The sequence below is a fragment of the Marinomonas sp. S3726 genome (genome assembly GCF_000967665.1).
Lineage (GTDB): Bacteria > Pseudomonadota > Gammaproteobacteria > Pseudomonadales > Marinomonadaceae > Marinomonas.
Window position 1 is genome coordinate 67,356 of record NZ_JXYC01000041.1, and the last position, 25,634, is coordinate 92,989.

General features: G+C 41.5%; 22 protein-coding genes and 4 tRNA genes. 9 read left to right on the top strand and 17 right to left on the bottom strand.

Features of this window, described 5'->3' with window-relative positions; translation table 11 throughout:
• Positions 1-223: 223 nt before the first annotated feature.
• From rplA to TW85_RS23800, 13 genes are all read right to left on the bottom strand, one after another.
• A complete protein-coding gene (gene rplA / locus TW85_RS23740; RefSeq protein ID WP_046019626.1) occupies positions 224-919 on the bottom strand; it encodes a 50S ribosomal protein L1 in 696 nt (231 codons plus the stop codon).
• The gene (rplK, locus tag TW85_RS23745) at positions 919-1,353 is read right to left on the bottom strand and encodes a 50S ribosomal protein L11 (protein ID WP_046019627.1); all 435 of its coding nucleotides are present in this window, start codon (positions 1,351-1,353) and stop codon (positions 919-921) included. The genes rplA and rplK overlap by 1 nt, the downstream gene beginning before the upstream one ends.
• Positions 1,354-1,402: 49 nt before the next feature.
• Positions 1,403-1,936, bottom strand: coding sequence for a transcription termination/antitermination protein NusG (gene nusG, locus TW85_RS23750; RefSeq protein ID WP_036180585.1), 534 nt, complete (start codon positions 1,934-1,936; stop codon positions 1,403-1,405).
• 9 nt (positions 1,937-1,945) lie between these two features.
• Complete coding sequence (gene secE / locus TW85_RS23755) at positions 1,946-2,314, bottom strand: preprotein translocase subunit SecE (protein WP_046019628.1); 369 nt, start codon at positions 2,312-2,314, stop codon at positions 1,946-1,948.
• A 39-nt stretch (positions 2,315-2,353) separates the two neighbouring features.
• Positions 2,354-2,429: transfer RNA gene (locus TW85_RS23760), tRNA-Trp, on the bottom strand.
• A 117-nt stretch (positions 2,430-2,546) separates the two neighbouring features.
• Positions 2,547-2,622: transfer RNA gene (locus TW85_RS23765), tRNA-Thr, on the bottom strand.
• A 3-nt stretch (positions 2,623-2,625) separates the two neighbouring features.
• Positions 2,626-2,699 (bottom strand) — tRNA-Gly (locus TW85_RS23770).
• 4 nt (positions 2,700-2,703) lie between these two features.
• Positions 2,704-2,787: transfer RNA gene (locus TW85_RS23775), tRNA-Tyr, on the bottom strand.
• Between the two features lie 75 nt (positions 2,788-2,862).
• Positions 2,863-3,582 carry a hypothetical protein gene (locus TW85_RS23780; RefSeq protein WP_046019648.1) on the bottom strand — a complete coding sequence of 240 codons (720 nt, stop codon included), beginning with the start codon at positions 3,580-3,582 and terminating at the stop codon, positions 2,863-2,865.
• A complete protein-coding gene (locus TW85_RS23785) occupies positions 3,579-4,337 on the bottom strand; it encodes a type III pantothenate kinase (protein WP_046019629.1) in 759 nt (252 codons plus the stop codon). Before TW85_RS23785 ends, TW85_RS23780 begins: the two co-directional genes overlap by 4 nt.
• Positions 4,321-5,268 carry a biotin--[acetyl-CoA-carboxylase] ligase gene (locus tag TW85_RS23790; RefSeq protein ID WP_046019630.1) on the bottom strand — a complete coding sequence of 316 codons (948 nt, stop codon included), beginning with the start codon at positions 5,266-5,268 and terminating at the stop codon, positions 4,321-4,323. Before TW85_RS23790 ends, TW85_RS23785 begins: the two co-directional genes overlap by 17 nt.
• Positions 5,269-5,350: 82 nt before the next feature.
• Complete coding sequence (locus TW85_RS23795) at positions 5,351-6,526, bottom strand: alpha/beta fold hydrolase (RefSeq protein WP_046019631.1); 1,176 nt, start codon at positions 6,524-6,526, stop codon at positions 5,351-5,353.
• A gap of 61 nt (positions 6,527-6,587) precedes the next feature.
• Positions 6,588-7,763 (bottom strand): alpha/beta fold hydrolase, encoded by a 1,176-nt coding sequence (locus TW85_RS23800; protein ID WP_046019649.1) that lies wholly within the window; start codon positions 7,761-7,763, stop codon positions 6,588-6,590.
• Between the two features lie 171 nt (positions 7,764-7,934).
• On the opposite strand from TW85_RS23800, the gene TW85_RS23805 reads away from it, so the two are divergent.
• A complete protein-coding gene (locus TW85_RS23805) occupies positions 7,935-8,372 on the top strand; it encodes a GNAT family N-acetyltransferase (RefSeq protein ID WP_046019632.1) in 438 nt (145 codons plus the stop codon).
• A gap of 121 nt (positions 8,373-8,493) precedes the next feature.
• Here TW85_RS23805 and TW85_RS23810 read toward each other — a convergent pair whose 3' ends face one another.
• Positions 8,494-9,744, bottom strand: coding sequence for a HAMP domain-containing sensor histidine kinase (locus TW85_RS23810; RefSeq protein ID WP_046019633.1), 1,251 nt, complete (start codon positions 9,742-9,744; stop codon positions 8,494-8,496).
• Entirely contained in the window at positions 9,737-10,420 is a 684-nt protein-coding gene (locus TW85_RS23815; RefSeq protein ID WP_046019634.1) for a response regulator transcription factor, read from the bottom strand. Before TW85_RS23815 ends, TW85_RS23810 begins: the two co-directional genes overlap by 8 nt.
• 161 nt (positions 10,421-10,581) lie before the next feature.
• Here TW85_RS23815 and TW85_RS23820 point away from each other — a divergent pair, with 161 nt between their 5' ends.
• The 5 genes from TW85_RS23820 (at position 10,582) to TW85_RS23840 (ending at position 19,153) form a co-directional block, all read left to right on the top strand.
• Positions 10,582-11,988, top strand: coding sequence for a TolC family protein (locus tag TW85_RS23820; RefSeq protein ID WP_162197519.1), 1,407 nt, complete (start codon positions 10,582-10,584; stop codon positions 11,986-11,988).
• Positions 11,981-13,357 carry an efflux RND transporter periplasmic adaptor subunit gene (locus TW85_RS23825; protein WP_046019636.1) on the top strand — a complete coding sequence of 459 codons (1,377 nt, stop codon included), beginning with the start codon at positions 11,981-11,983 and terminating at the stop codon, positions 13,355-13,357. The genes TW85_RS23820 and TW85_RS23825 overlap by 8 nt, the downstream gene beginning before the upstream one ends.
• The gene (locus tag TW85_RS23830; RefSeq protein WP_046019637.1) at positions 13,357-16,485 is read left to right on the top strand and encodes an efflux RND transporter permease subunit; all 3,129 of its coding nucleotides are present in this window, start codon (positions 13,357-13,359) and stop codon (positions 16,483-16,485) included. Before TW85_RS23825 ends, TW85_RS23830 begins: the two co-directional genes overlap by 1 nt.
• Before the next feature lie 226 nt (positions 16,486-16,711).
• Entirely contained in the window at positions 16,712-18,052 is a 1,341-nt protein-coding gene (locus tag TW85_RS23835) for a GH1 family beta-glucosidase (RefSeq protein WP_046019638.1), read from the top strand.
• A 168-nt stretch (positions 18,053-18,220) separates the two neighbouring features.
• Positions 18,221-19,153 (top strand): dienelactone hydrolase family protein, encoded by a 933-nt coding sequence (locus TW85_RS23840; RefSeq protein ID WP_046019639.1) that lies wholly within the window; start codon positions 18,221-18,223, stop codon positions 19,151-19,153.
• Between the two features lie 98 nt (positions 19,154-19,251).
• Here TW85_RS23840 and TW85_RS23845 read toward each other — a convergent pair whose 3' ends face one another.
• Positions 19,252-19,977 (bottom strand): hypothetical protein, encoded by a 726-nt coding sequence (locus TW85_RS23845; RefSeq protein WP_046019640.1) that lies wholly within the window; start codon positions 19,975-19,977, stop codon positions 19,252-19,254.
• Positions 19,978-20,200: 223 nt separating this feature from the next.
• Between TW85_RS23845 and TW85_RS23850 the strand changes: the two genes are divergently transcribed.
• Complete coding sequence (locus TW85_RS23850; RefSeq protein WP_046019641.1) at positions 20,201-21,625, top strand: aldehyde dehydrogenase family protein; 1,425 nt, start codon at positions 20,201-20,203, stop codon at positions 21,623-21,625.
• A gap of 123 nt (positions 21,626-21,748) precedes the next feature.
• Here the strand turns inward: TW85_RS23850 and TW85_RS23855 are convergent, their stop codons facing one another.
• The gene (locus TW85_RS23855) at positions 21,749-22,714 is read right to left on the bottom strand and encodes an NAD(P)-dependent oxidoreductase (protein WP_046019642.1); all 966 of its coding nucleotides are present in this window, start codon (positions 22,712-22,714) and stop codon (positions 21,749-21,751) included.
• A 232-nt stretch (positions 22,715-22,946) separates the two neighbouring features.
• Here TW85_RS23855 and TW85_RS23860 point away from each other — a divergent pair, with 232 nt between their 5' ends.
• Entirely contained in the window at positions 22,947-23,894 is a 948-nt protein-coding gene (locus TW85_RS23860) for a LysR substrate-binding domain-containing protein (protein ID WP_238326288.1), read from the top strand.
• 85 nt (positions 23,895-23,979) lie between these two features.
• The gene (locus tag TW85_RS23865; RefSeq protein ID WP_052702399.1) at positions 23,980-25,146 is read left to right on the top strand and encodes a PQQ-dependent sugar dehydrogenase; all 1,167 of its coding nucleotides are present in this window, start codon (positions 23,980-23,982) and stop codon (positions 25,144-25,146) included.
• Positions 25,147-25,634: the final 488 nt, after the last annotated feature.

Sequence of the window (25,634 nt, forward strand, 5' to 3'; positions counted from 1 at the left end):
CTCCTGGATTGACAGGGATAAAAGCATCCCCAATTTTACCAATTCCCCAACTAAATGTTGGAGTACTCACTGGTGAGCTGGATCCAGTTAATCTGAATCGGGACCACACCATCTGCGCAGGACAAACATTTCACAATATTTAATTAAACCTTTCGATTCCTACGGTCTTTGACGGCCTCTGAATTATATTTATATATAAAACACAGAGACCCCAAAGTTTGATTTAGAAGCTCAAAGAACCTAAATCAAGTACCAAACCAGGCCCCATTGTAGAGGACAAGGTTACTTTCTTCATGTAGACACCTTTAGCAGAAGCAGGCTTAGCGCGACGTAGGTCACCCAATAGCGCTTCAAGGTTGCCTTTAACAGCATCAGCAGTAAAGTCGATAGAACCAACACCTGCATGGATGATACCGTTTTTGTCTGTGCGGTAACGCGCTTGACCAGCTTTAGCGTTCTTAACAGCCGTTGCAACATCAGGAGTTACAGTACCCACTTTCGGGTTAGGCATAAGACCACGCGGACCAAGAATCTGACCCAACTGACCAACAACACGCATAGCGTCTGGAGATGCGATTACAACATCAAAATCCAACTCGCCTTCTTTAACTTTTGCTGCTAGGTCATCAAAACCTACAACATCAGCACCAGCAGCTAGAGCAGCTTCAGCATTTGCGCCTTGAGCGAAAACAGCAACACGTACATCTTTACCAGTACCATTTGGTAGCACAGTAGCACCACGAACAGCTTGGTCAGATTTACGTGGGTCAACACCCAAGTTTACAGATACGTCTACAGATTCTTTAAACTTAACAGTAGAAAGCTCAGATAAAAGCGCTACCGCTTCTTCAACAGAGTACTGTTTAGTAGATTCAACTTTTTCAGCGATCAAACGAGCGCGTTTAGTTAGCTTAGCCATTAGTTAACACCTTCTACATCAAGACCCATAGCGCGTGCGCTACCAGCGATAGTACGAACTGCCGCATCCATATCAGCTGCAGTCAGATCTTCTGCTTTAGCTGTAGCAATCTCTTCAAGTTGAGCACGTGTAACAGTACCAACTTTTTGAGTGTTTGGACGTGGAGAACCACTCTTAAGGCCAGCTGCTTTCTTAAGAAGCACTGAAGCAGGAGTAGATTTAGTTTCGAAAGTGAAACTACGATCACTGTAAACAGTGATAATTACAGGTGTTGGAAGACCTGGCTCAACGCCTTGAGTTTTAGCATTGAACGCTTTACAGAATTCCATGATGTTCACACCATGTTGACCTAGAGCAGGACCAACTGGCGGACTTGGGTTCGCTTGACCCGCTTTAACTTGTAGCTTGATATAAGCTTCGACTTTCTTAGCCATTTTTTAACTCCGTTTGGGTCACAGCCCTAAGGCTACCCGGTTATAAATATCAGGACTTTTCGACCTGACTAAATTCCAAATCAACAGGTGTTGAGCGCCCGAAGATAAGCACAGCAACCTTGATTCGGCTTTTATCATAGTCCGCTTCTTCAACAACACCGTTAAAGTCAGCAAATGGACCATCAATCACTCGCACAACCTCACCCACTTCGAACAATGTCTTAGGACGAGGATTATCAGCGCGATCACTAACACGCTGCAATATCGCATCAGCTTCTCTTTCTGTAATTGGAGAAGGCTTATCAGCTGTTCCACCGATAAAACCTAGCACACGACTAGTACCCTTCACCAAGTGCCAAGAGTCGTCGTTCATATCCATCTGAACTAATACATAGCCAGGATAGAACTTTCTTTCGCTCTTGCGCTTTTTGCCATCTCGAATCTCAACTACCTCTTCAGTTGGGACCAAGATTTCACCAAAATAGTCTTCCATGCCCATGATCTGAACTCGTTCTGTAAGCGAACGCATCACGTGCTTTTCATACCCTGAGTACGCATGTACTACATACCAATGTTTCGCCACGAACAACTCCTAACCTATTACCGCAGAGACAATCCAGCCAAGAAGCGAATCAACTCCCCACAGCACAAGAGACATAAAAATTACAACTGCCAACACGATCAAAGTTGTTTGAACGGTTTCTTGTCTTGTTGGCCATACAACACGGCGAATTTCTGTCTTTGCTTCACGAGCCAACACAGAGAACGCCTTACCTTTAACCGTCTGCAAACCTATAAAACCAGCCAAACCAGCTAAAACTAAAATAGCTATCAGCCTATACAGCAACGATTCTTCAGAAAAATAGTTATTACCGACCACAGCAACAGTGACCAGCAGCACAACAGCAACCCACTTAAAAACATCAGCGCGAGGTGCTTGAGCTTCAGTACTTGAACTCATATTTCAGGTGATCCCTAGCAAAGAATTAGGATGTGAAATTGGCAGGCCAGGAGGGATTCGAACCCCCGACATTCGGTTTTGGAGACCGACGCTCTACCAGCTGAACTACTGGCCTACATTCACATGGGCGGTGGATGATACCGACTTACAAAGTAATTCGCAAGTGGTTTTGCCCAAAAAACAGACAATAAAAAAGGCGTATCGCCACCCTATTTATTTTTTGAAGTAACACTGGAGCTCATGAGCAGATTTGAACTGCCGACCTCACCCTTACCAAGGGTGTGCTCTACCAACTGAGCTACATGAGCAATTGGAGCGAGTAGCGGGAATCGAACCCGCATCATCAGCTTGGAAGGCTGAGGTTCTACCATTGTACCATACTCGCAAATTGGTGGAGGGAGGTGGATTCGAACCACCGAAACTTTCGTGGCAGATTTACAGTCTGCTCCCTTTGGCCACTCGGGAACCCCTCCACTACTGCAACTAACTCTTGCAATAACCCCAAAAGGTGCGAGCCATTATATGAATAGAAAATGCAATTGCAACACCTAACAAGGATTTTTTTCTAACTTTATCATCATCTTGCCGAAATTAATTTGTCCAATGAACTTCTTCCACTCGGATTCATTAATACCCTGACTAATTTCTATCACAGAGAGAGGCACTTTTCTTAAGTGCGGATACACCCTAACATCAAAGCCAGATAAATCGCTGATTCTAAGACGCTCTTTTTCTGCTGTAACTGCAACTGAATATAAACCCAAAGAGATACGATTTTTCATCTCTCCGCGGTTAATAATGAAACTATCGATATCTCGCACTTTGAGTGCTCTTACTACCCTATTTGCCTGTTCTCGAGTGTCTGGAGCGCTTATGTAAAGCCAGAACTTTTGCCTCTCTCCTTCCATTTTAGACTCGATGTACTGCCAACCTAAAGCATCAATCTGCGGTAGAAAAGCGCGCTTATCTTGTTCTTTTTCAAACTCAATATGAGGGCAATACATTTGATTAGCATCAAGCGAACTTAACTGTTCAAACGCATCTGTAATCTCTCTTAACTCTTGCTCAACAGCCTTAAATTCAATTTGTTTTGCTGTTGGCTCTGGTTTTTTAACCACTTTTGGCACTTCGCTGAGTGTCAGTATCTTTTGACTAACAGGTGGCGCATAAACAGGCTCGGCTGCGACTTCTTTATTAATCGCTACGAAATTAAACCAACCAAAAACACCGATATTACTAATCACTAGCAATAGAAATAACCACTTCATGCTTGGCTCACCCACTCATCACCTAATTTTTTTGCCCCTAAAAGAACTAAGTTAGGCTCAAACAACCCTTCAATACCCAGTGCTTTCATAATCCTCTCACCATTTCCCCCTGTGAATACACAGCGGCTTTCTTTATTCTGAGCACACACTCTCTCAACTAACGCCAAGGTCATTTCCCAACAACCTAGATGCACTGCCAAGCCAGTATTATTGATAATGCCTTGATAATCTTTTAAATCTTCCTCATTAAAGCGAATTTTTCCTGTATTCGCCACCAGCATACTTTCCATCATGGCTTGCCCTGGAACGATATAACCACCTTGATACTGGCCAGTGGCAGGAACAAACTCTACCTTTAGCGCGGTTCCCGCATCAATAACTAGGGTATCCTGAGTGTTATCATAAGCGGCGAGAACAGTTAACCAACGATCTACACCTAAACGAGATACATCCTCATAAGAGTTTTTTACACCACATGAGTAAGGTTCGCTCTTAAGCTCATAACAAGGAGCACCAGAAAAATTGCCTGCTATGAAGTTTCTCAACAACGCTTCTTGTTCTGGGCTTCTAACACTCGCAAAATAAATACTATCCGGCTGGTAAGCTAAAATACTTTCTCCCACCTCATCAATTGACTCAGCAGGATACAACTGAATATCGCGTCCAATTAGCAATAAGTCTTCTCCGTCAAATGCAGCCCACTTTACACAAGTATTCCCTGCATCAACCACAAGTACCCTATTGTTTACGGACACTAGCTTCTCCTCCGTGCAAGGCCTTAACTACGCCCTCTTGCTCGAATAACAAAGCCCCTTTCGCATCAATTCCGCGAGCAATACCAAACTCTTCAAGCTTACCATTGATCATTTTGATAGGCTGATTTTTCAACACGTCTTGCTGCATCCATTCAGTTAAATAGGCAGCCAAACCATCTCCTTGATCGAACGTTTTACAAACGATCTCCAGCTCACTTACCAAATCAGCAAGTATTTGGTTACGACTGACTGTTTGAGATGTTTCTTGTCTCACATCAGTCCATGGTTGCTCAACATCTGTCATATCCTGTTCTGACATGGACACATTTAACCCAATTCCAATAATGACATCGCAAATATCCTGATCAGCCACCATCTCTAGCAAAATGCCACAAATCTTTCGGCCTTCAACTTGAACGTCATTGGGCCATTTCAAACCGACAGACTCAACACCATGCTTTTTCAGCACTCGAGCAACAACAGCCCCAACAGCAAGACTTAGACCTTCAACCGCCGAAATACCACTTTCAAAACGCCAACCAAATGACATCATGATATTTTTGGCAACACCGCCCTGCCATTGACGCCCACGACGCCCCTTACCCTGATTTTGAATTTCAGTCGCTATAACGATAGGGAGCCCTGAGCCTGAGCTAATATGTTTTTTTACATCATCGTTAGTGGATTTAGTTTCAAAGCAAACTTTAATTGGCACATTCAACCCCATACCATCTAATTTGGTCTGGTCTAAAAGCTCAATTTCATGGGGGAGTCGATAACCTCTTCCTTTTACTGAATGCAATTTAATACCTAGAGTCTCAAGCTTTTTTAATTTCTTCCAGATAGCCGCTCTAGTCACACCGAGTGCTTCCCCTAGCTCTTCTCCTGAATGAAACTGACTATCTGCCAACAAGAGCAATAGATCACGCATGCTTTTCTCCAAACTTTATCTATCTGGGTAACTAGCTCTTAAGTGCTAGCCCCCACTAACGAAGCGAAATTTTATCGTATTTTTATGATTGGGTGTTGATGAATTGCGCTATTTGATCAACCAGACGATTAAAGTCAGGGTTCCAACTTAGGCGCCCACCATAGGGACTTTTTTCATTCAAAAGTTCACCCTTTTCACCCAACCAATTCATTTTATCTTGCTTACAGCTTTTTAATTCTTCATCTTGATACCAAGAACACACTCGGTACTGCCCATTTTTGCCATAATAGGTATCGTTAGGATCCATATGCGCGGACATATGAGATAGCCCAGTAATTCTTAAATCTTCGTTATAAGCATTAAACTCTTGCACCCTAGCATCATCAAAATCAACAGCCTGATTTGAGTAAAGCCACACTTTTGAATGGGCATTGACCATGGTGCGCTTAAAGAAGTCCAAGGTAACATGGCTATCTACCGTGGAATCTTCTGCCGACATAACAACAAAAGTAGGCAGTGTCATATTCTGATCTTCTAAGCCATCTCTTACTTCTGCCGCCAGTTCATAAGCTTGCGCGATAGCAGGTACGGGAATAGAGGCGTATTTAGCATAATCATCACTTTCTTTATGCTCTAGCCAAGTCAAAACCGGCGCTAAGTAAGGTGATAACCAATCAATACTCGAATTGATTTTTAGTAGTGGCGAAAATAACACCAAACCTTTTACATCTGCTGTATTTTGCTTCACATAATCTAATGCCAACGCAGCACCTGTAGAAAAGCCAGCAAGGTAAAGACTGTCTGTTTCAGCCGCAAAGTTTTCTATGGCAACCCTGGTAGTCTGCCTCCACTCGCTGCGATCAACATCAATCAGATCTTCCGCTTTTGTTCCATGCCCTGGCAATAGCACGGCTCTAACCCACAAACATTGCTTAGCAAGAGCTTCTCCCATGGAGCGCAAAGAATAAGGGGAATCAGATAAGCCATGTAATAACAAAACCCCAACATCCTGCCTTTCACAGCTCTCGGCTGGTTTAATTTCAAATGGCATTACCGCTGCCTTCTCAATGGTTTTATTATTTGGGTCTAACCACTTTTTGTTATCAGACAAAAATGTATCGGCTGTTACCAAATAATCAGCAAATGTCTGACCGGGTAGCGGCATAACCGATTCACTCGCGACTAACTGAGAAAAACCGGTCACGCTTAATAGCGCTCCTAAAACTAATTGCTTTCTAATTTTTAAGAAGTGCTTCATTCACTCGCCTTTATTACTTTAAGGTTAAAATAGGCTGCTCACTAGCAGGCAGCCCATTAGTTTAATTTAGGTTCAGATTTGCATCAGATTTAATGTAATGCGCAATCTTATCCACCAGCTGGTCAAAGTCAGGGTTCCAACTTAAACGTGCTCCGTACTGACTTTTACTGGTAAGCAAGGCCCCTTTTTCACCAGACCAGCCTTGCTTATCTTTTTTACACTCTGCCAAAGCATCACCCTTGTACCACTGACATACACGGTACTCCCCGTTTTGACCGTAATAAGGGTCCTTTGGGTTCATGTGCACTGACATATGCGAAAAGCCTGTAATCTTTAAGGCTTCATTATAACTATTAAACTCGGTAATACGCTTATCAGGGAAACTCACTTTTTCATTAGCATAGAGCCAAAGCATGGATTTGGGGTTCACCATATTCTGATTGAAAAGCTTTAAAGTTGTTTGACTATTTACCGTATTATCTTCAGCTGACATAGCAACAAACACAGGGATGTCTATCGGCTTTTGCTTCAACCCCCTTCGAACTTCTGTCGCTAAATGAAACACTTGCGCCATAGCAGGCACAGGAATCGATGCGTACTTAGCGTAATCATCCGGTTTTTTGTAATCCAACCAAGTTACGAATGGCGCTAATATAGGTGTTAGCCAATCTGCATTAGTATTAATCTTTAGCAATGGCGAAAACAGTATTAAGCCGGACAATGGCACTTCAGGGTGGCTCATATAATCTAATGCAAGCGTGCCTCCTGTCGAGTAACCAGCAACATAGAGAGAGTCCGTTTGTTGAGCGAAATTATAAATTGACGCCTTAACCGCCTCACGCCATTCACGACGATGAAGGTCAATAAGATCCTCTGCTCTTGTTCCATGTCCTGGCAATAGTACAGCCCTAACCCAAAGACACTCTTTAGCTAAAGCCTTCCCCATAGACTTTAGTGAGTAAGTTGAATCGGATAAACCGTGCAACAGAAGAACACCCTTACCATTTTGCTCACAAGTTGCACTTGGCTTTATTTCAAACGGCATGACAGCATCTTTCTCAAGCTGTTTGTTAGCGCTTACCAACCACTCTTTATTTTGCTCTAGGAAACGATCAGTCTCAACAAGGTAGTCAGAAAATTCTTGGCCTTCTTGAGGAATCGGCCACTGTGATTGAGCAATTACAAGGCTTGAAAAAATGCTTCCAAACAAGCAAAAAAGCAATCCAATTTGCTTCATACAATTCAACATACCCTTCATGATTTAATCCCTACCATACCTTTATAGAATCAAGCTAACTCCTTAACCTAATAAGAAGATTGAAAACTTAGGCTTAATCCTATCAAATATAAGCTTATCTAAACCCATTTATTTGAAACTCCATAATTCACACACATCTAAACCCACTTTATGCCAAGCACTCTCACTCACAAGCTTATAGATAAATTGCACTTTCCCCTTGCGAAGAAGTTTTACCAAGCACATTACCCATCAGGTAAAGCGAATAAAGCAGCCCCTATTTGGGCGCTTACGGAAGGCTATCAGATACGTGTTTGTCTACGTCTAAAGCAGTTCGAGGATTGTCAGCTTTTAACCGCTATGGTTACCCATCCTAATTTTCGCAAACAAGGACTAGGAAAAAGCCTATTAACGGCATTAATAAGTGATAGCACCCGGCCTCTATTAACAAAGCCCTGCTATTGCTTTGCCTTCACTCATTTAGAGGGTTTCTACCAAAAAGCAGGCTTTACTAGCATCACAGTTGAGGAGCTTCCAATAGCACTCAAATCTAGGTATCTAGCTTATACTCAATCAGGCAAAGCGCTTATTCCGATGAGATACACCTAAATTTAAAAGGTTTAGTTAGAAGTGATGAGACTTAATTAGCCTTAGAAGAGTTAACGATACTCCCTAATAGGAAAAAATTGCCAAGAGGGAGTTTCGAGTTAATTAAAGTACCAAAAAACACTCATTCTTTAATAAAGCATAAGTATGCAGAAAATTCGTTATTACTTTTACTAACATCAAATTTCCAATTTTGTTTATCACTAATACGCTCAACTAGCTCTAACCCAAAACCAAAACCTTGCGTTGTTCCATGATGTTCATATGGGTTAGTCACAGAGAGATTACCCGATGAGACCCTGATATTAATTATGCCTTCACTACTATGTTGATAAGCGTTACGAATCAAATTTTCTAGTGTTATGCGTATTAATGACGCTTGCTCATTAATGCTTCCTTGCCCGCAAATATTGACTGAGACAGATTTACTTTGCTTCAAGTAATTCAGATTGGTGACGATGGTTTCACACTCTGTTATTAGGTTAACTAATTGAGTATCTTCTTTTACTTTAGATTCACGCGCCAACCACAATAAGGTAGTACTTGTTGTTTGCATGTTATTCATGGCATGTCGGATACGCATAAGTCGCTTATCTTCCTGATATTGTTCTTGTAGTGTATCTAAGGTTGCTTGAACAATCGCTACAGGTGTACGAAATTCATGACTAGCATGTTTTAAAAATTGCTGTTCCCGTTTATTAAAAGCACTGACTCTTTCCATTGCGGCTTCAAGTTGTTCCGCTAACTGATTAAACTCTTTAAATTTATAAGATTGCCTCGGCTCGACATCTCCTTTACCTAACTTTCCGGCCCAACGCTGCATTTTCGCAAAAGGTAGCCCTAATTGTCTCATCCATAAAACAGTCAGAGATAATAAAAGTACAATAAAACTAAATAGTGTCCAAAAACTGTACCTCAGCACTTTGTTAATGTATTCGTCGACCATAATATCAAGTTCTTTAGCTGGGTATTGGTCAACTAGATATAGCTTACTTCCATCTTCTTCAAAGTACGTAAAAATAGAAAAATAATACTCCTGCCCAGCTTTATCAAAATGCCCTTCTATTAATTGATCGGACGCTATATCTAAATCGTAGTTAACAGCATCTCGTATTGGTTGAGGAATCGTTTCCCAACTTCGATAACCATACGTAGTAGACAATTGAAAAACTTCTTTATTAGGATCTGAATCAAATTGTCTTTGCATCACTTTAGCATCAAGCTTGCTGACAATAATCATTTCTTCGTCTATCCCAAGTTGATACTGGAAAATTAGAATAGCAATCATAGCTGTAAAAAAAATACTGCTTAGAATTAACAACTTTCTAAGTAAATTATTTTTCAAAGTTTTTTCAGACCCGCCCCAGCTAAACATCGTATGTCCCGTTATCTACACAAATTTGAACACCTATATTAATCCGAGTATGTAATAACTGTGTTGAAAATGGTTTATCTATTACTTTTCGTAATTTACTCAGGTGTACATTCAAATGACCAACAGCAACGTCCTCATCTTCCCAAATATGCGCTTCAATTTCGGCTCGTGAGACAACCTTTGGACTATTCCTAGCTAGGAAAACCAATAGCTTCCAACATACGGGGGTTAATACCAATGGTTCCCCCGCTCTATGCACTTGGTGCTTTTCAAGATTTATTTCTAAATCGTCTACCTTAATCACATTACATCTCGATTTATTACGACCTAGCAATGCTTCCAATCTAGCCCAAATCACTGGCATTGGAGAAGGCTTCACCACAAAATCATCTACCCCACTACGAAAGCCGGCTAACTGGTCTTCTGTTGTGTCATAGGCGGTCATCATTAAAACCGGTGTCACTACATTTGCTTCACGTAAAGCACTACACACTTCATAGCCATTCATCTTTGGCATATTTACATCCAAGATTATGACATCTGTTTTTTGCTGCAATGCCAAATTCAATCCGCTTTTTCCATTATATGCAAAGTCACATTCAGCCTGTTTCATATCAAAGTAATCACTCATTGCTTCAGCGAGTTGATAATCATCTTCAATAATCAAAATTTTCATTTATGCATCACCTTTTTACTGCAAGCCGTTATACCCATTCAGCCATCAAATGACTTTCAACAAGTATAGATAAGAGAGTGTTAATACAGCATTAACATCCCCTATTTTAAAGTGTTGTTTCAGTGGTATAGAACACAGTAAGGTAATCAATGAAAGGTTTAATGCTTAAACAAACTCTATTAGTAATATTCGTTAGCTTCATCTCGGGATGTAGTAACCAATATATCGCAAAACAGCAGCCCCAAGCGGCGCGGCAAGATATTCCGGTTAATTGGCAAGAAGGGGCTGTAAACTTAGATAACCAACAACCCTTCTTAGAGTTAGATCTGCTCTTCAAACAACCTCAATTAAGGGCTTTGATACAAGAAGCTACTGCTAATAATCCAGATATCCAAGAACTTGCGCTAAAGATGAAAGCATCTGACTCCATGATGATAGCAATCGGTGCCAAGCAATATCCCACTCTTGATTTAGATATCAAAAAGAGTCGAAGCAAACAAGAAGGAGATGTCACCTCAAGTTATCAATATGGCCTTAATGTCGCCTGGGAAATCGATATTTGGGGGAAACTTGCAGATCATAATAGCGCAGCCTTAGCCGACTACAATGTGACGAAGTGGGAATATCAAGCCGTAACAAGAAATATAGCAGTACGAGTTGTTCGTTTATGGATTGAAGGCTGGGCTCTTAATCAAAGCCAACTAAATGCACAAAATCATTTATCTAAATTACTTAAAATTGAAACGGTTATTTTAGAAAATTACCGCAACGGTATCACTCAATTAGAAGACCTGTCTAGCACCCGTCAGCAGCAAGAGAACACCTACGCTGACATGATTACAACGAACGAAAAAATCAATAAAAATTATAGAGAGATGTCTCTTTTACTTGGCCGATTACCAGATAAATCAGTTTTATTCGACAACAACGAACTACCTCACATAGTTTCACCACCTTTAGCCATACCAGCTCATGCACTCGCTCGCAGGCCTGATGTTCAAATCGCATTTTCTCAATTACAAAGTTTAGATGCTCAAACTAGGGCTAGCTATAAAGCATTACTACCTTCTATTAACCTTTCTGGAAACATATCCCGTCTTCGAAATACGGGGGCTTTAAATGATTTTTTCAGTGGCAGCACCGTTTGGTCGCTTGTAGGTGGTATTACTCAACCTATTTTCAATGCCAACAGCTTAAAGGCTCAAGCCAATGCTTCTTCTTACAATGCTGAGGCGGCTTGGTGGCATTACCGTAAAACAATTTTAACCGCAGTTTTTGAAGTCGAAAACGCATTAGCCTTGGAGCAAAGCTTCAAGGTTCAAAAGCAACACCTCTATAACGCTCAACAACAATCATTAAAAGTGCAGCAAATTTATAAAGATAAATACCTTAGCGGTAGTGTCGATATTGTTCGCTTAATTGAAGCTCAGTTAAAAAAACTCGAAGTCGATGCTCGTATTATTCAAACACAAGCAGCACAAATGGATAACCGTATCTTACTTGCTTTAGCAATGGGCTACGACATTCCAAACACATTACAACATAAAGAGATCTCACCTAATGGATAACAAACGCCACATAGCTACTAAAGCAACTAATAAGTCACATATGGCTAAGCAGGCCTTAGCTATTTTAATGGCTGTACTTACTCTTTTAGGAGCGCTTTTATTAATTGATGACATGGATAAAAAGCCTGAATTAAGTACAGATTTATTTGAATCTGAAACACTTCCTGTTACTACTTACATAACAGTTGAACCAAATACCTATCAAGCAAACATCACAGCATTAGGCGAAACAAAACCTAGATGGAACACGCCTATTCGCTCTTTTGTTAGAGGTGAAGTAACTTATATTTCTCCTTCATTATCAGAAGGTTCTAGCGTTAAAAAGGGTGAGCTATTACTTAAAATACAAGATAGTGCTTATCAAGCAGATGCTGCTGAAGCTAGAAAAAATGTAGAACAAGCTTCTTTACAGTTATTACAAGCAAAGCGTAATACCCAACAGGCACGAAAAAACTGGCAAAGAGCAGGACTCGAAGTCAAACCAGACTCCCCTCTAATCTTTAAGGAGCCACAACTTCAAGTCGCTCAAGAGGAGCTAGCCGCAGCCAAAACTCGTTTAGCGCATACCGAGACACTACTCAAATACACTATTTTAACTGCACCCTATGATGGCATCATATTAACTCGGGCAGTAAACCCAGGAGAGTTTATAGAGTCGGGGCAACTCTTGTTTCAAATTATCGACTCTTTGACATTAGATATTCCTATCATGCTCAATAGCCAACAGTGGCAGCAGCTCTCCCCTAAGCTGTTAGGTAGTTCAGCTAGAATTAACAGTATGAATAGGGAGCTACAATGGGAAGCCCAAGTTCAGCGCAAAGGGAGCTACATCGACAAGAAAACCCGTTTACGACAGGTTTACCTCAGCTATCAGCAAGACTCAAATCAAACCGAGAAGTTACTTCCAGGTGAGTTTGTTAAGGTAAACTTACTCGGTAGGAGCTATGAGAATTTACTCAAATTACCACAAAGTGTTTATACACGAGATAAGGTGATTTGGTTTTTGAACTCATCAAATGAACTCACTCGTTACCGTACAGTACCAGTCTTTTCAGATAGTGATTTTTTTTACTTTACACCACCAGCCAAAGCCGAAAGTAGCTCTTTACGGGTCGTTATGTTTCCTCTGTCTAGTTTCTATCCTGGCATGTTGGTACAAGCATTGCCGTTTTCAGATACACAAAATGCGTCTAGTAAAGCTTCGATAGAAAAACAACGACAACTCGCAAAAGCAGACTTACCAGACAAAATGACCAACTTATCTGATGAGGATTGGTCCGATGAGGGTTGGTCCGATGAAGACTGGCCTGATGAGGATTGGTCCGATGAAGACTGGTCCGATGAGAATAAAAAGTCGGAGACTAACTAATGCATTTCCTAACAAGCTGGTTTATTCGTAACCCTGTAGCTGCAAATTTAGCAATGGCTTTTATTCTAATAGCCGGATTACTTGGTGTGCAAAACATGCGTATCGAAGGTTTTCCTAAAATACCGCCAGACTCTATCAATATTGTGATTGGCTACCCTGGAGCAAACGCACAACAAGTTGATGAAGGTGTCGCCCAAAAAATTGAAAAAGCACTCGAAGGGCTTCCAGGTGCAAAACGTATGTATAGTTTTTCAGCAGATTCAAGTGCACAAGTAACAGTACAAAAAAACACGGGTTACCCACTTGATAAGCTACTTGAAGACATCAAAATACGCATCGATGCTATTGCTACTTTCCCCCAAAGTGCTGAGCGTCCTGTTATTACTCGCGACGCATTTAAGTTTGCCGCATTAATTGTTCAAGTTTATGGTGATGTTGACACTGACGTTTTACAAAGAATGTCACGTAATATTAAAAACACGTTACTTTCACAACCTGAAATTTCAAAAATTAGGTCATGGGGCCAGAAAGAGGCTGAAATTAGCATCGCCCTGAACCCTGAAAAACTAGAATCTTATGATTTAAGCTACCCAGAAATAGCCGAGAAAATAAACCAAAATTCGCTACTGTCTTTGACCGGCTCACTAACAACTAAATCAGGAAATATAAGCGTCAGAGCAGATAAACAAGCTTATCAATGGAGAGATTTTGCAGATATCGTCATATTAGAACGTAACGACGGCACAGTCATTCGTTTAGAAGATATTGCTATAATCCAAGACACATTTGTCGAAGAAGATAGCATGGTTCGATATCAAGGTAAGCCAGCTATTGGAATGGAAGTCGTCATTGATGGTAAAGGAAACCTGTTAGAGATCAGCAAAGTCACCCAGCAAGTAATCAAACAGCTTCAGGCCCAACTACCCAATGACATTGCCATAGATGTTTGGGCAGATCAAAGTGGGTTTGTCTCGGATCGCTTATCACTTTTGCAATCAAATGCGGTTCAAGGCTTACTCATTGTATTTGTTATTCTGTCGTTATTTCTTAACTTTAAACTCGCTTTTTGGGTGGCTATGGGAATTCCTGTTTCCATCTCTGGAACTCTCTGGTTAATGGGCTGGGATCAACTAGATTATTCATTAAATGATATTACAACTTTTGGCATGATCGTTGTTCTCGGAATCTTAGTAGACGATGCAATAGTCGTTGGTGAAAGTGTTTACAGTGAACGGGAAAAGCAATCAGACCCTATTATCGGAACAGAAAACGGGGTCCGTAAAGTAGCAACTGCAACTATTTTCGGTGCATTAACTTCTATTGCAGCGTTCTACCCCATGTTACTCATTGAAAACCCTATCGGAAAAGTGCTTGCTGGGTTTTCTGGTGTGGTTATTATCGCTCTGATGTTTTCTTTATTTGAAAGTAAATTCATCCTTCCTGCCCATCTAGCTAGTGTCAATATGGGCAAACCTAAAACAAGGCTCGGTATTTTATGGAACAGGCTCAGAACTTGGGTAGATAATAAATTAAATCATGTTAACCAAAGGTGGTACCGCCCATTATTGCGTAAAGCCATCAAGTACCGTTACGCCAGTTTTATCTTTTTCCTTTCCCTTGCATTAGTAGGTATTAGCTTAGCAACCTCTGGGAAGGTTAGAACCACCTTTTTCCCAGAGGTACCAGGCAGCATCATCACGGTAAAAGTAGAGTTAGATCCACTCATTCCTTATGCACTAACAACACAACATGCCGCTTTTATCGAGCAGCAAGCACAGATTTTAAATACAGAGATACAAGAGGAGTTCCCCAACTCTAAACCCGTTATAGCGCGTATTATGACAGCGGTTAATAATGCTAATGAAGTTGAAATTTATGCTGAGTTAGCACCAGAAAAGCAAAGAGTTGTAGATACATTAGAGTTGGTAAAACGCTGGCGTAATAAGGTTCCTGAACTAGAGGGCGTTGTCTTTATTGATTTCAGTGGCTCGGAAGAAACAGCAGGAGGTTTTGCCTTAACGCTATACAGTAAAAATGTCGACAGCCTAAAGTTTGGGGTTGAAGAGCTGAGCGCAAAATTAAGCAGTATTAAAGGCGTGGCCGATATACGTGATGATTTAAAAGGTGGCGAGCCTGAGATATTTGCAATTCTCAAACCAGAAGCCGCTCGCTGGGGAGTCACCACAGAACAATTATCCACATTTTTAGCTAACCACTATGGGAGCTTAGAAGTTCAACGTTTTCAACGCTTTGGTAATGAAGTTAAGGTTCAACTAAGCAATGAAAAAGACTGGCGTAATTCAATCGATGATTTAACCAATAGTCGCATTAAAACAAACAAAGGGGAATGGATCCCGATTTCTGCCGTAGCTGATTTCGAATCTCGTTATGTTTCCGGCATTATTTGGCGTCGCAATGGGAACCGTGCAGCAGTCGTTTATGCTGATATTGATAAAAAAATCATTAGTACCAAAGACGTTGTTCAAATCTTAGAAGCAACTACGTTTAAAGAGTTAAAAACAGCGGATCCAGAACTTGATATTCAACTTTCTGGCGAGCTTGAACAATCAGAAGAAATCAAAGGAGACTTAAAAACGGCCTTACTCCTAGTTTTATTCTTGATATATATTTTACTTGCGATCCCATTGAAAAGTTACAGCAAGCCCATGATCATCATGTCGGTCATTCCTTTTGGAATAGCAGGGGCAATTACAGGCCATTTAATAATGGGAATACCTTTAAGCATTCTTTCTTTTTTTGGCATTTTATCGCTGACAGGAATTGTAGTGAATGACAGCCTTGTCATGCTCACAACCTATAATCAATTACTTTCTGATGGCATGCCAAAAGAACAAGCTTTAGAAGAAGCAGGGGCATCTCGATTCAGGGCCATATTTCTGACCACTGTCACCACGGTTAGTGGCTTGATGCCTTTAATGATGGAGACGTCTGAGCAAGCTCAATACTTGATACCAGCAGCTGTATCCTTGGTCTATGGAGAGCTTTTTGCAACAGTAATAACATTGTTTATAGTACCTATAATGACGCTTATTCTGGCTGAAATATTACAACTGCTCTCTTTCAAATCTAAGCAGGCAGAAAACGATTTTAAGAGCGAACAAATGTAGAAAAAATAAATGAGCTATGACGTCTCACTTTTAATAACGCTACAGCATTAAAATCAATAAATACGGGCTTTTACTCTAAAGAGTAATCGCTCCGTTTTCTTAAAACTTAATCTTCTTATTTTTCTTAATTCACTTAAACCTCTTAATTTAGATACTACTTACTTGCATCCTAACGCCCATTCTTTTTAACTCATTCCATTAAGTAGATACTAATGGAGCCCTCTATATGTCCATCTCATTACCAAGCAACTCACCATTATTACAATCAAATTTTACCTTTGGCGTTGCCACGGCGGCATTCCAGATTGAAGGCGCTAACCAACTCGATGGCAGAATTGAATCTATCTGGGATAGGTTTTGCGCGACACCTGGCAAAGTATTAAATGGTGATGACGGTAGCATAGCTTGTGATCATTACCACAAATGGCAAGAAGATATAGATCTAATCAAATCCTTAGGTGTGGATGCCTATCGTCTATCCATCGCTTGGCCACGACTAATGGATAAAGAAGGTAAAGCCAATCCGAAAGGCATCTCCTTTTATCGCAATCTATTAGAGCAGCTGAAAGCCAACCAAATTAAAACCTTTGTCACGCTTTACCACTGGGATTTACCTCAACATTTAGAAGAAAAAGGCGGTTGGCTTAACCGAGAGACAGCTTACAAGTTTAAAGAATATACCCAGCTTGCTGCTGAAGAGCTTGGTCAGTGGGTAGATGTTTGGACAACCTTTAATGAACCTTGGTGCACCAGCATTCTAGGTTATGGAGAAGGTATTCATGCACCGGGTTTAAAAGATACAGTTAAAGCAAGACAAGCTGGCCACCATGTTTTACTCGCCCATGGCTTAGCTATGCCGATCCTTAAGAAAGTTTGCCCAAATGCCCAAGCAGGTATTGTGCTAAATATGAGCAAGGCTTACCCAGCTGATAATGAAGCAAGTAGCAAGATGGCGAGCCTATATGCTGAAGCCTTGGATAACCATTTCTTCATTGAGCCTTTACTAAAGGGCCAATACCCAAACATTATCAAAGCCCTATCTCCTGAGTTAATCCCTCAGATAGAAGAAGGCGATATGGATATCATAAGCCAACCTATCGACTATCTGGGTTTAAACTATTACACCTGTAATCACGCAAAATGGCATCCAGAGCTGAAACGCCAAACAATCTTAAAGCCTGTAACAGAGGTCGAATATACTCACATTGGCTGGGAGGTTAATCCAGAATCCTTAACCCAACTTTTGCTTGAACTGAACAAAGAGTACGCTCTTCCTCCTATTTATATTACGGAAAACGGTGCGGCTTGTGATGACAAGTTGATAGAGGGTGAAGTTCATGATGAGCAGCGTGTACGTTATTTAAATGCCCACCTAAATGCGATTCACAACGCCATCACAGAAGGAGTCGACATTCAGGGGTATTTCGCCTGGAGTTTAATGGACAACTTTGAATGGGCTGAAGGCTATAGCAAACGTTTTGGTTTAGTATATGTTGATTATGAAACACAGAAGAGAAGCTTGAAAGCCAGCGCTAAAGCTTATAAAGAACTCTTGTGTTCACGCTAAATAATTAATCTCGTTTAGCAAAATCATCAAAAAAAATGTGCAAAAAACAATCAAATTAAGGCACTTTATTGTAAAGGTGCCTTTTTTGATAGGACATATCCCTCACTATTAGCTAGCCTTTTTTATGCCAAACGGCCTCAATTTTGATTTCTATTAGGGAGTGATGCAATGCAGGTTTCAGACTTATCCCCAAAGACTCACCCAGTAAAAGACAATAAGTTAACACCAGATCAAATCCCTCAAGAGGCGTTTGATTGGTACGATGAGTACGCTCATGGAGACATTGATAGACGCACTTTTTTAAATAGATTAGGCGCCCTTGGTGTTGCAGGTTTAAGTCTTGGTGTACTCACGAGTGCTCTCACGCCTAATTACGCTCTTGCAGAGCAAGTCTCCTTTAATGATCCAGACATAACCGCCAACTACCTGACTTTTGACTCTCCAAAAGGTTACAAAGAAGGGAAAGGCTATCTAGTTACTCCTAAGAACTTATCAGGCTCAGCTCCTGCGGTACTCGTCATTCATGAAAACCGTGGCCTCAATCCTTACATTAAGGATGTCGCTAGACGCTTAGCAAAAGCAGGCTTTGTCGCTTTTGCACCCGATGCACTGCACCCTCTTGGAGGTTACCCGGGTAATGATGATGAAGGGCGCAGCATGCAGAAAAGTCTAGATAGAAGCAAAATAGAAGCCGACTTTATGGCGGCGGCTAAAATGCTAAAAGCTCATCCGGCAAGTTCAGGCAAACTTGGTGTAGTTGGCTTCTGCTTTGGCGGCTATGCAAGCAACATGTTAGCAGCACGTTTACCAGATGTGATTGATGCAGCTGTTCCCTTCTATGGCACACCACCAAAAGAGGCTTATATTAAAGATATAAAAGCGCCTCTCATGCTGCAATTTGCTCAGCTTGATAAACGCGTAAACGCCACTTGGCCTGCTTATGAAAAAGCATTAAAGGCGAATAAAGTTGACTACCAAGCCTTTATTTATGAAAAAACCAACCATGGTTTTCACAATGATTCAACAGGCCGTTACGATGAGTCCCAAGCAGAACTTGCTTGGTCTCGTACACTCGATTTCTTTAAGAAACAACTCTCCTAAAGCTTAACCAAACGCACCAGCAACAAATATTGCTGGTGCTCTAAACTCGTTTTAATGACACTTAATTTTCTTAAATCAAAGCAAACCCAAATCTGCCGCTAAAATGTCATTACTAAATCCATTCCATTCAGTTTTGGCACTAGATGCCAAGAAACGGTTTCTTTTTCTATATCAGAAAAGTGCGCCTGATAAGCTTGCCACTTCTGGCTCGCTTTGGTTGGCTGAGTCCAAATAGCCAACTCACCCATCCCGATTCCGAGTGCAGCAGAACCTAAAGCATCATCACTATCACCCCATGCCGCTATCGCAGCAGCTGCAATTAAGTTCACGCCTATGGTTGTTGCATGTGTTTGCCATTGGTACCTTTCGTCACTTCTTAAAGCTGTCGAACTTAACTGGGCTTCGTACTCTTTTAGCTTATATAGCTTAAGAGCCCGTTGCTCTTGTGCTGTTTCGTTTGCCAGTTCACTCACATCAGGCTCAGATAACAAAGGGACTGGTTCTAATAACATCTTTGCTAAAGCGGCGGAGGACTTCAAGCCAGACACCCAAGCGAGCACTTCTTCATCATGATCATCTTCATCCAGCGCTGTTGAGAAGTTACTAATTGCACTCACCGAATAGAGCCCACTCCAGCCATATTGCCAATAAGCATAAGGACTCGAAACATCATTTATGCTCTGCTCCAAATAATTTAATCTTTCATCGATCTCAGCATCACTCATTAACGCATGCTCTGATGCAAATAAATGGCCTGATGCAGCAATACTGACACCAATACCAACACTCACCAGCCAGGTCTTTTTTATTTTATTTAGTCTCATTTGGCCTTCCTCTTTATTTTTATCATCATGAATAGGTCAAAAAAGAAGCTATCACACTATCAACAAAACACATATCTCTATACAAAATCATTACATTTAGTAATTTTAATTGGTTAGATATTTTTACCGTTTTTAGGAAAAAAATATCAATTGTTCCTCACCCTTAAGCCTATTAATCTGATTTGATCACCCAACCACTCGCTTAATTATGGAAGTCGTTCTTATGCAGCAAATAGATCAAGTTTACATAGGCGGAAATTGGCGCCCAACACAAAGCTCATCTCTTTACTCTTTGATTAATCCTGCAACCCAAGATGGCATAGCCCAAGTCAATATGGCATCACCGCAAGATGTCGAAGATGCCGTAGCGGCGGCACATAAAGCATTCGCTTCTTGGTCAAATACCAGCGCTCAAACTAGAGCGGACTATATGAATGCCATCGCTGATGGGATGCAGGCTCGCTATCAGGACTTAATTGAAGCTCATGTACTTTCTATGGGCTGCCCCGCTCACTTAGTAGGTGCCTACCATCTAGATTGTGCTATCGATGCCATGCGTTACTATGCAAAGCTTGCTTTCAACATGGAGAAAGAAACAACTAGAGAAGGCGTATTACTGACCCAAAAAGCCATAGGTGTCTGCGCACTTATCAACCCTTGGAATTACCCATTGCATCAGCTTATCGGAAAGCTCGCTCCGGCCTTAGCAGCAGGCTGCACCTTGATTGAAAAGCCAGCCGAACAAACCCCGCTAACAGACATCATCATGGCGGAGATTATGCACAAAGTTGGTCTACCTGCCGGCGTTTTTAATCTAATCTTTGGACATGGCCATGAAATAGGCCCACTACTGGCAGAACACCCCAAAGTTAATATGGTGTCTTTCACTGGCTCCACAAGAGCAGGAATAGAAGTCGCTAAGAACGCTGCCACAAGTGTTAAGCGAGTATGCCAAGAGCTAGGAGGCAAGTCGGCTTTTATCATTACCCAAGATGCTGATATCGAAGCGGCTGTTCGATATGGTGTAGAAGATGTCATGGCAAATACAGGTCAAACCTGTAATGCACTCACTCGTATGTTAATACCAAAAAGCCAATATCAAACAGTCATAAAAGTTGCTAAACAAGTCGCACTAGAACAAAACGTCGATGACCCTAGATTAGCAGAAACCAGCATGGGGCCGCTTGCGTCAGCAAAACAGCGTCAGGTAGTCAAAGACTATATTCAATTAGGCTTAGAAGAGGGTGCCAGTTTATTAACAGGAGGAGCTGAATTACCTGAGCATCTAGACAGAGGTTATTACATAAAGCCCACCATTTTTACCCAAGTCACCCCAAAAATGCGCATCGCACAAGAAGAGATCTTTGGCCCTGTGCTTTGTATCCTTACCTATGATGATATAGAGGAAGCCATAGCAATCGCCAATGATAGCCAATACGGCTTATCCTCTGCGGTTTACGCCAAGGATCCAGAATCAGCCTTAACCATTGCTAGACGATTAGAAGCAGGACAATGCTATATCCAAGGGAGCTACTTCTCCATGCACGCGCCTTTTGGCGGTGTGAAGCAATCTGGTAATGGCCGTGAATGGGGGGAAGAAGCACTAGAAGAGTATATTGAAATTCAGGCTATCATTTACCCTAGCTAATATAAGAAAAGAATAAACGCCTTCAAGGAATCAACATAGATAAGAAGCAAAAGAGAAAACAAAAAAGCTTAGTGAGCAAGAACCACTAAGCCTTTTTTCTTGAACTGCAATTTAGTAGTACTTTTAATAATCCATTCTTAGAGGAATTTTCACCTCATAACCTCTTTCTTCTTTTTCATCATCTTTCATTTGAGCAGGGAAACCTTGCCCTAATACTTTTACATCACAAGCCTCTTCTAAACGACGAATGATATTTGGCGAGAACTCCCTATCGCCATAACGGGACTGCCCATCCTTAAAGATATCCACCACAAGAGGCGCCAGCTCTAACGGTAAACCATGGCGTTTAGCTACTTGATCAAATAAGCCTACATCCTTAGTGACTAGATCCATCGTAAAACTGATATCACGACTACCGTTTAAAATGACTTGAGATTCGGTTTCATGCACAAAGGAATTACCAGAAGAAGCCTTGATTGCTTCGTAAGTCACGTTCATATCCAACCCCATTACCTTAGATGCCGTTAAGGCTTCAGATAGTGCAATCAGATGCACACTACATAAGTAATTCGTCACTACTTTAAGTTTTGAGGCACTACCCAGTGGGCCTGTGTGAATAATACGACGCCCCATGGTAGTTAAAATAGGTAATACTCGATCAAATGCAGCACGCTCACAGCCAGCAAAGATAGAAATGTTTCCCGTTCCCGCTCTATGACAGCCACCTGAAACAGGGCAATCAACCGCCATCCCACCTCGTGTTTCTACCTCGTCGGCAATACGCCTAACTTCGGCTTCATCTGTAGTACTCATTTCTAACCAGATAGCACCTGCTTTCAGACCTGCAATAACCCCATCATCGGCTTCCATCACTTGGGCACAAATAGCAGGCGAAGGCAAACAGGTAATAATCACATCACATGCTTGAGCAAGCACCTTTGCCGATTCAGCTGTCTTGGCACCTTTTTCTGCAAAACTTGCCATTAAGTCTTCATCAATATCTCTCACCATGAGGTCCATACCGTTTCGTAGTAAACTCCCTGCCAGTTGACCTCCTACATTACCCAAGCCTACAAAACCTACCTGCATAAAAACCTCCGAATACTTGATTAGAAAAGCTTACTCACAGCAAAAGCATCAAACCTTAGACACTATGTACTGCCCTAGAATCAGAGTACCCGTGAGTTGAAAGAGGAAAAATTGATCTTTTTTTGACACTTCGGTAAAAAAAATCTTCCAATCATTTACGTGAATAGATAACGTGCTTAGTGAAAACTTAGATAGGTAATGGGACATATAAACCAATAGGAAGAAGGTGACAGTGAAAGAGCATCGAAATGAATCTGCATTCGAACAAATCGACTTACGCAAACTTCCTCCTCTTAAAGCATTAAAAGGGTTTGAAGCCACTGCTCGTCTAGCCAGTGTTAGAGGTGCAGCAGAAGAACTAAACCTCACTCACCCAGCAATTAGTCACCAAATACAAACTTTAGAAGAGAGCCTAGCCTGTAAACTTTTTATTCGAGAAGGAAGAACTATTCGCCTTACCGAAGCAGGCTCACGCTATTATCAGTTTGTTCGACAAGCATTAAACATCCTCATAGCTGGCACAGAAGAAGTTAGAGATAACACCAGCCAGCCCCCACTTAGAGTACAGACCTATGTAACCACTTCAATTCGCTGGCTCGCACCACGTCTAAATAGGTTTCGTCAGCAGCACCCAGATATCACATTGCAAGTGAGTACCTATAGCGCAGATTGGCGCTTTGATGAAAAACACGCAGACATTGCCATTATCTATAAAACCCAGCCCTTGCCTGAGCATTTAAGTTGGCAACCCTTTTTTCAGTCAAAAGTCTTCCCGGTTTGCAGCCCTGAATTCTTAGCAAAGCTACCTAGCCAGCTAGAAACCCATGACCTTAAAAACTATCCTTTGATTTCAGTCTATACCGAAAACAAATACTGGAGTTGGCAGAACTGGTTTGAATCAGCAGGCATTGATCACAAGCCTGACAACAAGGCTCAAACAAGCTTAAACTGTATGGATGTGGATACCTTGGCAGCGGCTCTAGAAATGGCCATCATCGGAGAAGGCATCGCTCTAGTAAATGGACCTTTTGCAGATAAAGATCTCGCTAGTGGTCGTTTAGTCATTCCAGTGGAGCACACAGCAAAAGGGTTTGGCGAGTGGGGCATTGTTTGCCATAAAAACCTAGCAGAAGATAAACGTATTAAGGCCTTTATTGCTTGGCTTTTAGACGAGCAATAACTTCTGTCTCTTAAGGTGTTTCATACTTATGATGAGTATCATGATAACCAGTTTAAAACTGAATTAAATAAAGGAGTGTTTCATTATGAAACCTTGGTTAGCCACATTGACACCTGCACTGCTTTTCTCCTCTGTGCTGTCTGTTTCTCTTCTTTCCCTCTCAGTATTTTCTGGTTCAATACAAGCCGCTTCAATAAAGACAAAACCACTTTATCAAGACACGCTATTAAAAGCAGATCTTGTGAGCGAATTAGATGGTGTTATCTGGGGGCTTGCGCTGATTAATGATACAGAGGCGGTACTTACCTTAAGAAAAGGCCAAGCCTTTCACCTAGATTTAATCACTGGCAAACAAACTAAGTTATCTGGCTTGCCTAAAATTGCCACCCGTGGCCAAGGCGGTTTGCTAGATGTTGCAGCTTCCCCAGAATATAACGAATCTGGCTGGCTCTATTTCACCTATAGTAAACCTGTGACTCAAGGTGCCACAGTGACCTTGGGCAGAGCCAAGCTTAGTGGCTCACAATTAATCAATTGGGAAGATGTTTTCATCACCCAGTCCGCTTCCTCTTCTGGCCAACACTTTGGCTCTCGTATTGCCTTCGATAATCAAGGTTATCTTTACTTTGGTATCGGTGATCGAGGTGAAAGACCCAATGGACAGAATCTTCAAAATCATGCGGGGTCGATTCTTAGATTACATCCGGATGGACGTATACCTAAGGACAACCCATTCGTTGGGACAGCAGCAGCTCAAGATGCCATTTGGAGTTATGGCCATAGAAACCCGCAGGGTCTCTTTTTCGATAAAGTCACCAACACGCTTTGGTCAAACGAACATGGACCACGAGGTGGTGATGAGATAAATAAGATCAAACGCGGTGCTAATTACGGCTGGCCTATCGTCTCCCACGGTAAGGAATACTGGGGCCCAATTAGCGTGGGTGATAGCACAGAAAAAGAAGGCATCGAAAATCCATTAAAAGTATTTATCCCATCAATTGCCCCAAGCGCCTTACACATTTACCAAGGACAATTATTCGATGGCTGGCAAGGTAACCACATTTCCCTAGCATTGGCCAAAAGACACTTAAACCTAGTAACCTTCAACAGCCAAGGCGAACCACTAGAAAACCGTTATCTAGGTGAACTAGATGAAAGATTTCGATCCATTGCAGAAGACTCAAAGGGATATTTATACCTAGGAACAGATTCGGGCAAGTTGATCAGATTGTCTCGTTTTGAGAGGTAGAAGGCTTTAAGGTTATCGGCTTATTCAAGCACGTGTTAGCGCGTCTAGCCACAAAAGTCAGCAGAGCTGGCGAATATGCATTCCTACTAAGGATCATGGGAACAAGAGGTAGGCGGCTTATGATGTGTCTTTCGATAAATTTTATGCAAAAAAAGCCGGATCATAGATCAGGCTTTTTACTTATCTTGAGAGAGTAATCTTGATTACGGCCCCTTTGATTCCTTAGCAGCTCTCCTTGAAGAAAAGAGCCACCATCGGCGATGTCACTTTTTACTTCTTGGGTTGGAATAGGAAGTGGGATGGGATCAATCAACGACGCTGTGATTATCAAGAAACGCTAACCACGAGATTTACTCTAGTATTAGGCACCTTAGTTCTAACGCCAGCAGAGCTGGCGAGTATGCATTCCCACGAAGGATCATGGGAACGAGAGATAGGTTGCTTATGATGTGTCTTTCGATAAATTTCAGACAAAAAAAAACCAGTCA

Bases quoted from the DNA above. Each gene is read 5' to 3' on its own strand.
- TW85_RS23845 (WP_046019640.1), bottom strand. From the start codon at position 19,977: ATGAGACTAAATAAAATAAAAAAGACCTGGCTGGTGAGTGTTGGTATT.
- TW85_RS23865 (WP_052702399.1), top strand. From the start codon at position 23,980: ATGAAACCTTGGTTAGCCACATTGACACCTGCACTGCTTTTCTCCTCT.
- TW85_RS23820 (WP_162197519.1), top strand. From the start codon at position 10,582: ATGCTTAAACAAACTCTATTAGTAATATTCGTTAGCTTCATCTCGGGA.
- TW85_RS23780 (WP_046019648.1), bottom strand. From the start codon at position 3,582: ATGAAGTGGTTATTTCTATTGCTAGTGATTAGTAATATCGGTGTTTTT.
- TW85_RS23810 (WP_046019633.1), bottom strand. From the start codon at position 9,744: ATGTTTAGCTGGGGCGGGTCTGAAAAAACTTTGAAAAATAATTTACTT.
- rplK (WP_046019627.1), bottom strand. From the start codon at position 1,353: ATGGCTAAGAAAGTCGAAGCTTATATCAAGCTACAAGTTAAAGCGGGT.
- TW85_RS23850 (WP_046019641.1), top strand. From the start codon at position 20,201: ATGCAGCAAATAGATCAAGTTTACATAGGCGGAAATTGGCGCCCAACA.
- TW85_RS23825 (WP_046019636.1), top strand. From the start codon at position 11,981: ATGGATAACAAACGCCACATAGCTACTAAAGCAACTAATAAGTCACAT.
- TW85_RS23830 (WP_046019637.1), top strand. From the start codon at position 13,357: ATGCATTTCCTAACAAGCTGGTTTATTCGTAACCCTGTAGCTGCAAAT.
- TW85_RS23815 (WP_046019634.1), bottom strand. From the start codon at position 10,420: ATGAAAATTTTGATTATTGAAGATGATTATCAACTCGCTGAAGCAATG.
- TW85_RS23800 (WP_046019649.1), bottom strand. From the start codon at position 7,763: ATGAAGCAAATTGGATTGCTTTTTTGCTTGTTTGGAAGCATTTTTTCA.
- TW85_RS23790 (WP_046019630.1), bottom strand. From the start codon at position 5,268: ATGCGTGATCTATTGCTCTTGTTGGCAGATAGTCAGTTTCATTCAGGA.
- TW85_RS23835 (WP_046019638.1), top strand. From the start codon at position 16,712: ATGTCCATCTCATTACCAAGCAACTCACCATTATTACAATCAAATTTT.
- secE (WP_046019628.1), bottom strand. From the start codon at position 2,314: ATGAGTTCAAGTACTGAAGCTCAAGCACCTCGCGCTGATGTTTTTAAG.
- TW85_RS23855 (WP_046019642.1), bottom strand. From the start codon at position 22,714: ATGCAGGTAGGTTTTGTAGGCTTGGGTAATGTAGGAGGTCAACTGGCA.
- TW85_RS23795 (WP_046019631.1), bottom strand. From the start codon at position 6,526: ATGAAGCACTTCTTAAAAATTAGAAAGCAATTAGTTTTAGGAGCGCTA.
- TW85_RS23840 (WP_046019639.1), top strand. From the start codon at position 18,221: ATGCAGGTTTCAGACTTATCCCCAAAGACTCACCCAGTAAAAGACAAT.
- TW85_RS23805 (WP_046019632.1), top strand. From the start codon at position 7,935: ATGCCAAGCACTCTCACTCACAAGCTTATAGATAAATTGCACTTTCCC.
- rplA (WP_046019626.1), bottom strand. From the start codon at position 919: ATGGCTAAGCTAACTAAACGCGCTCGTTTGATCGCTGAAAAAGTTGAA.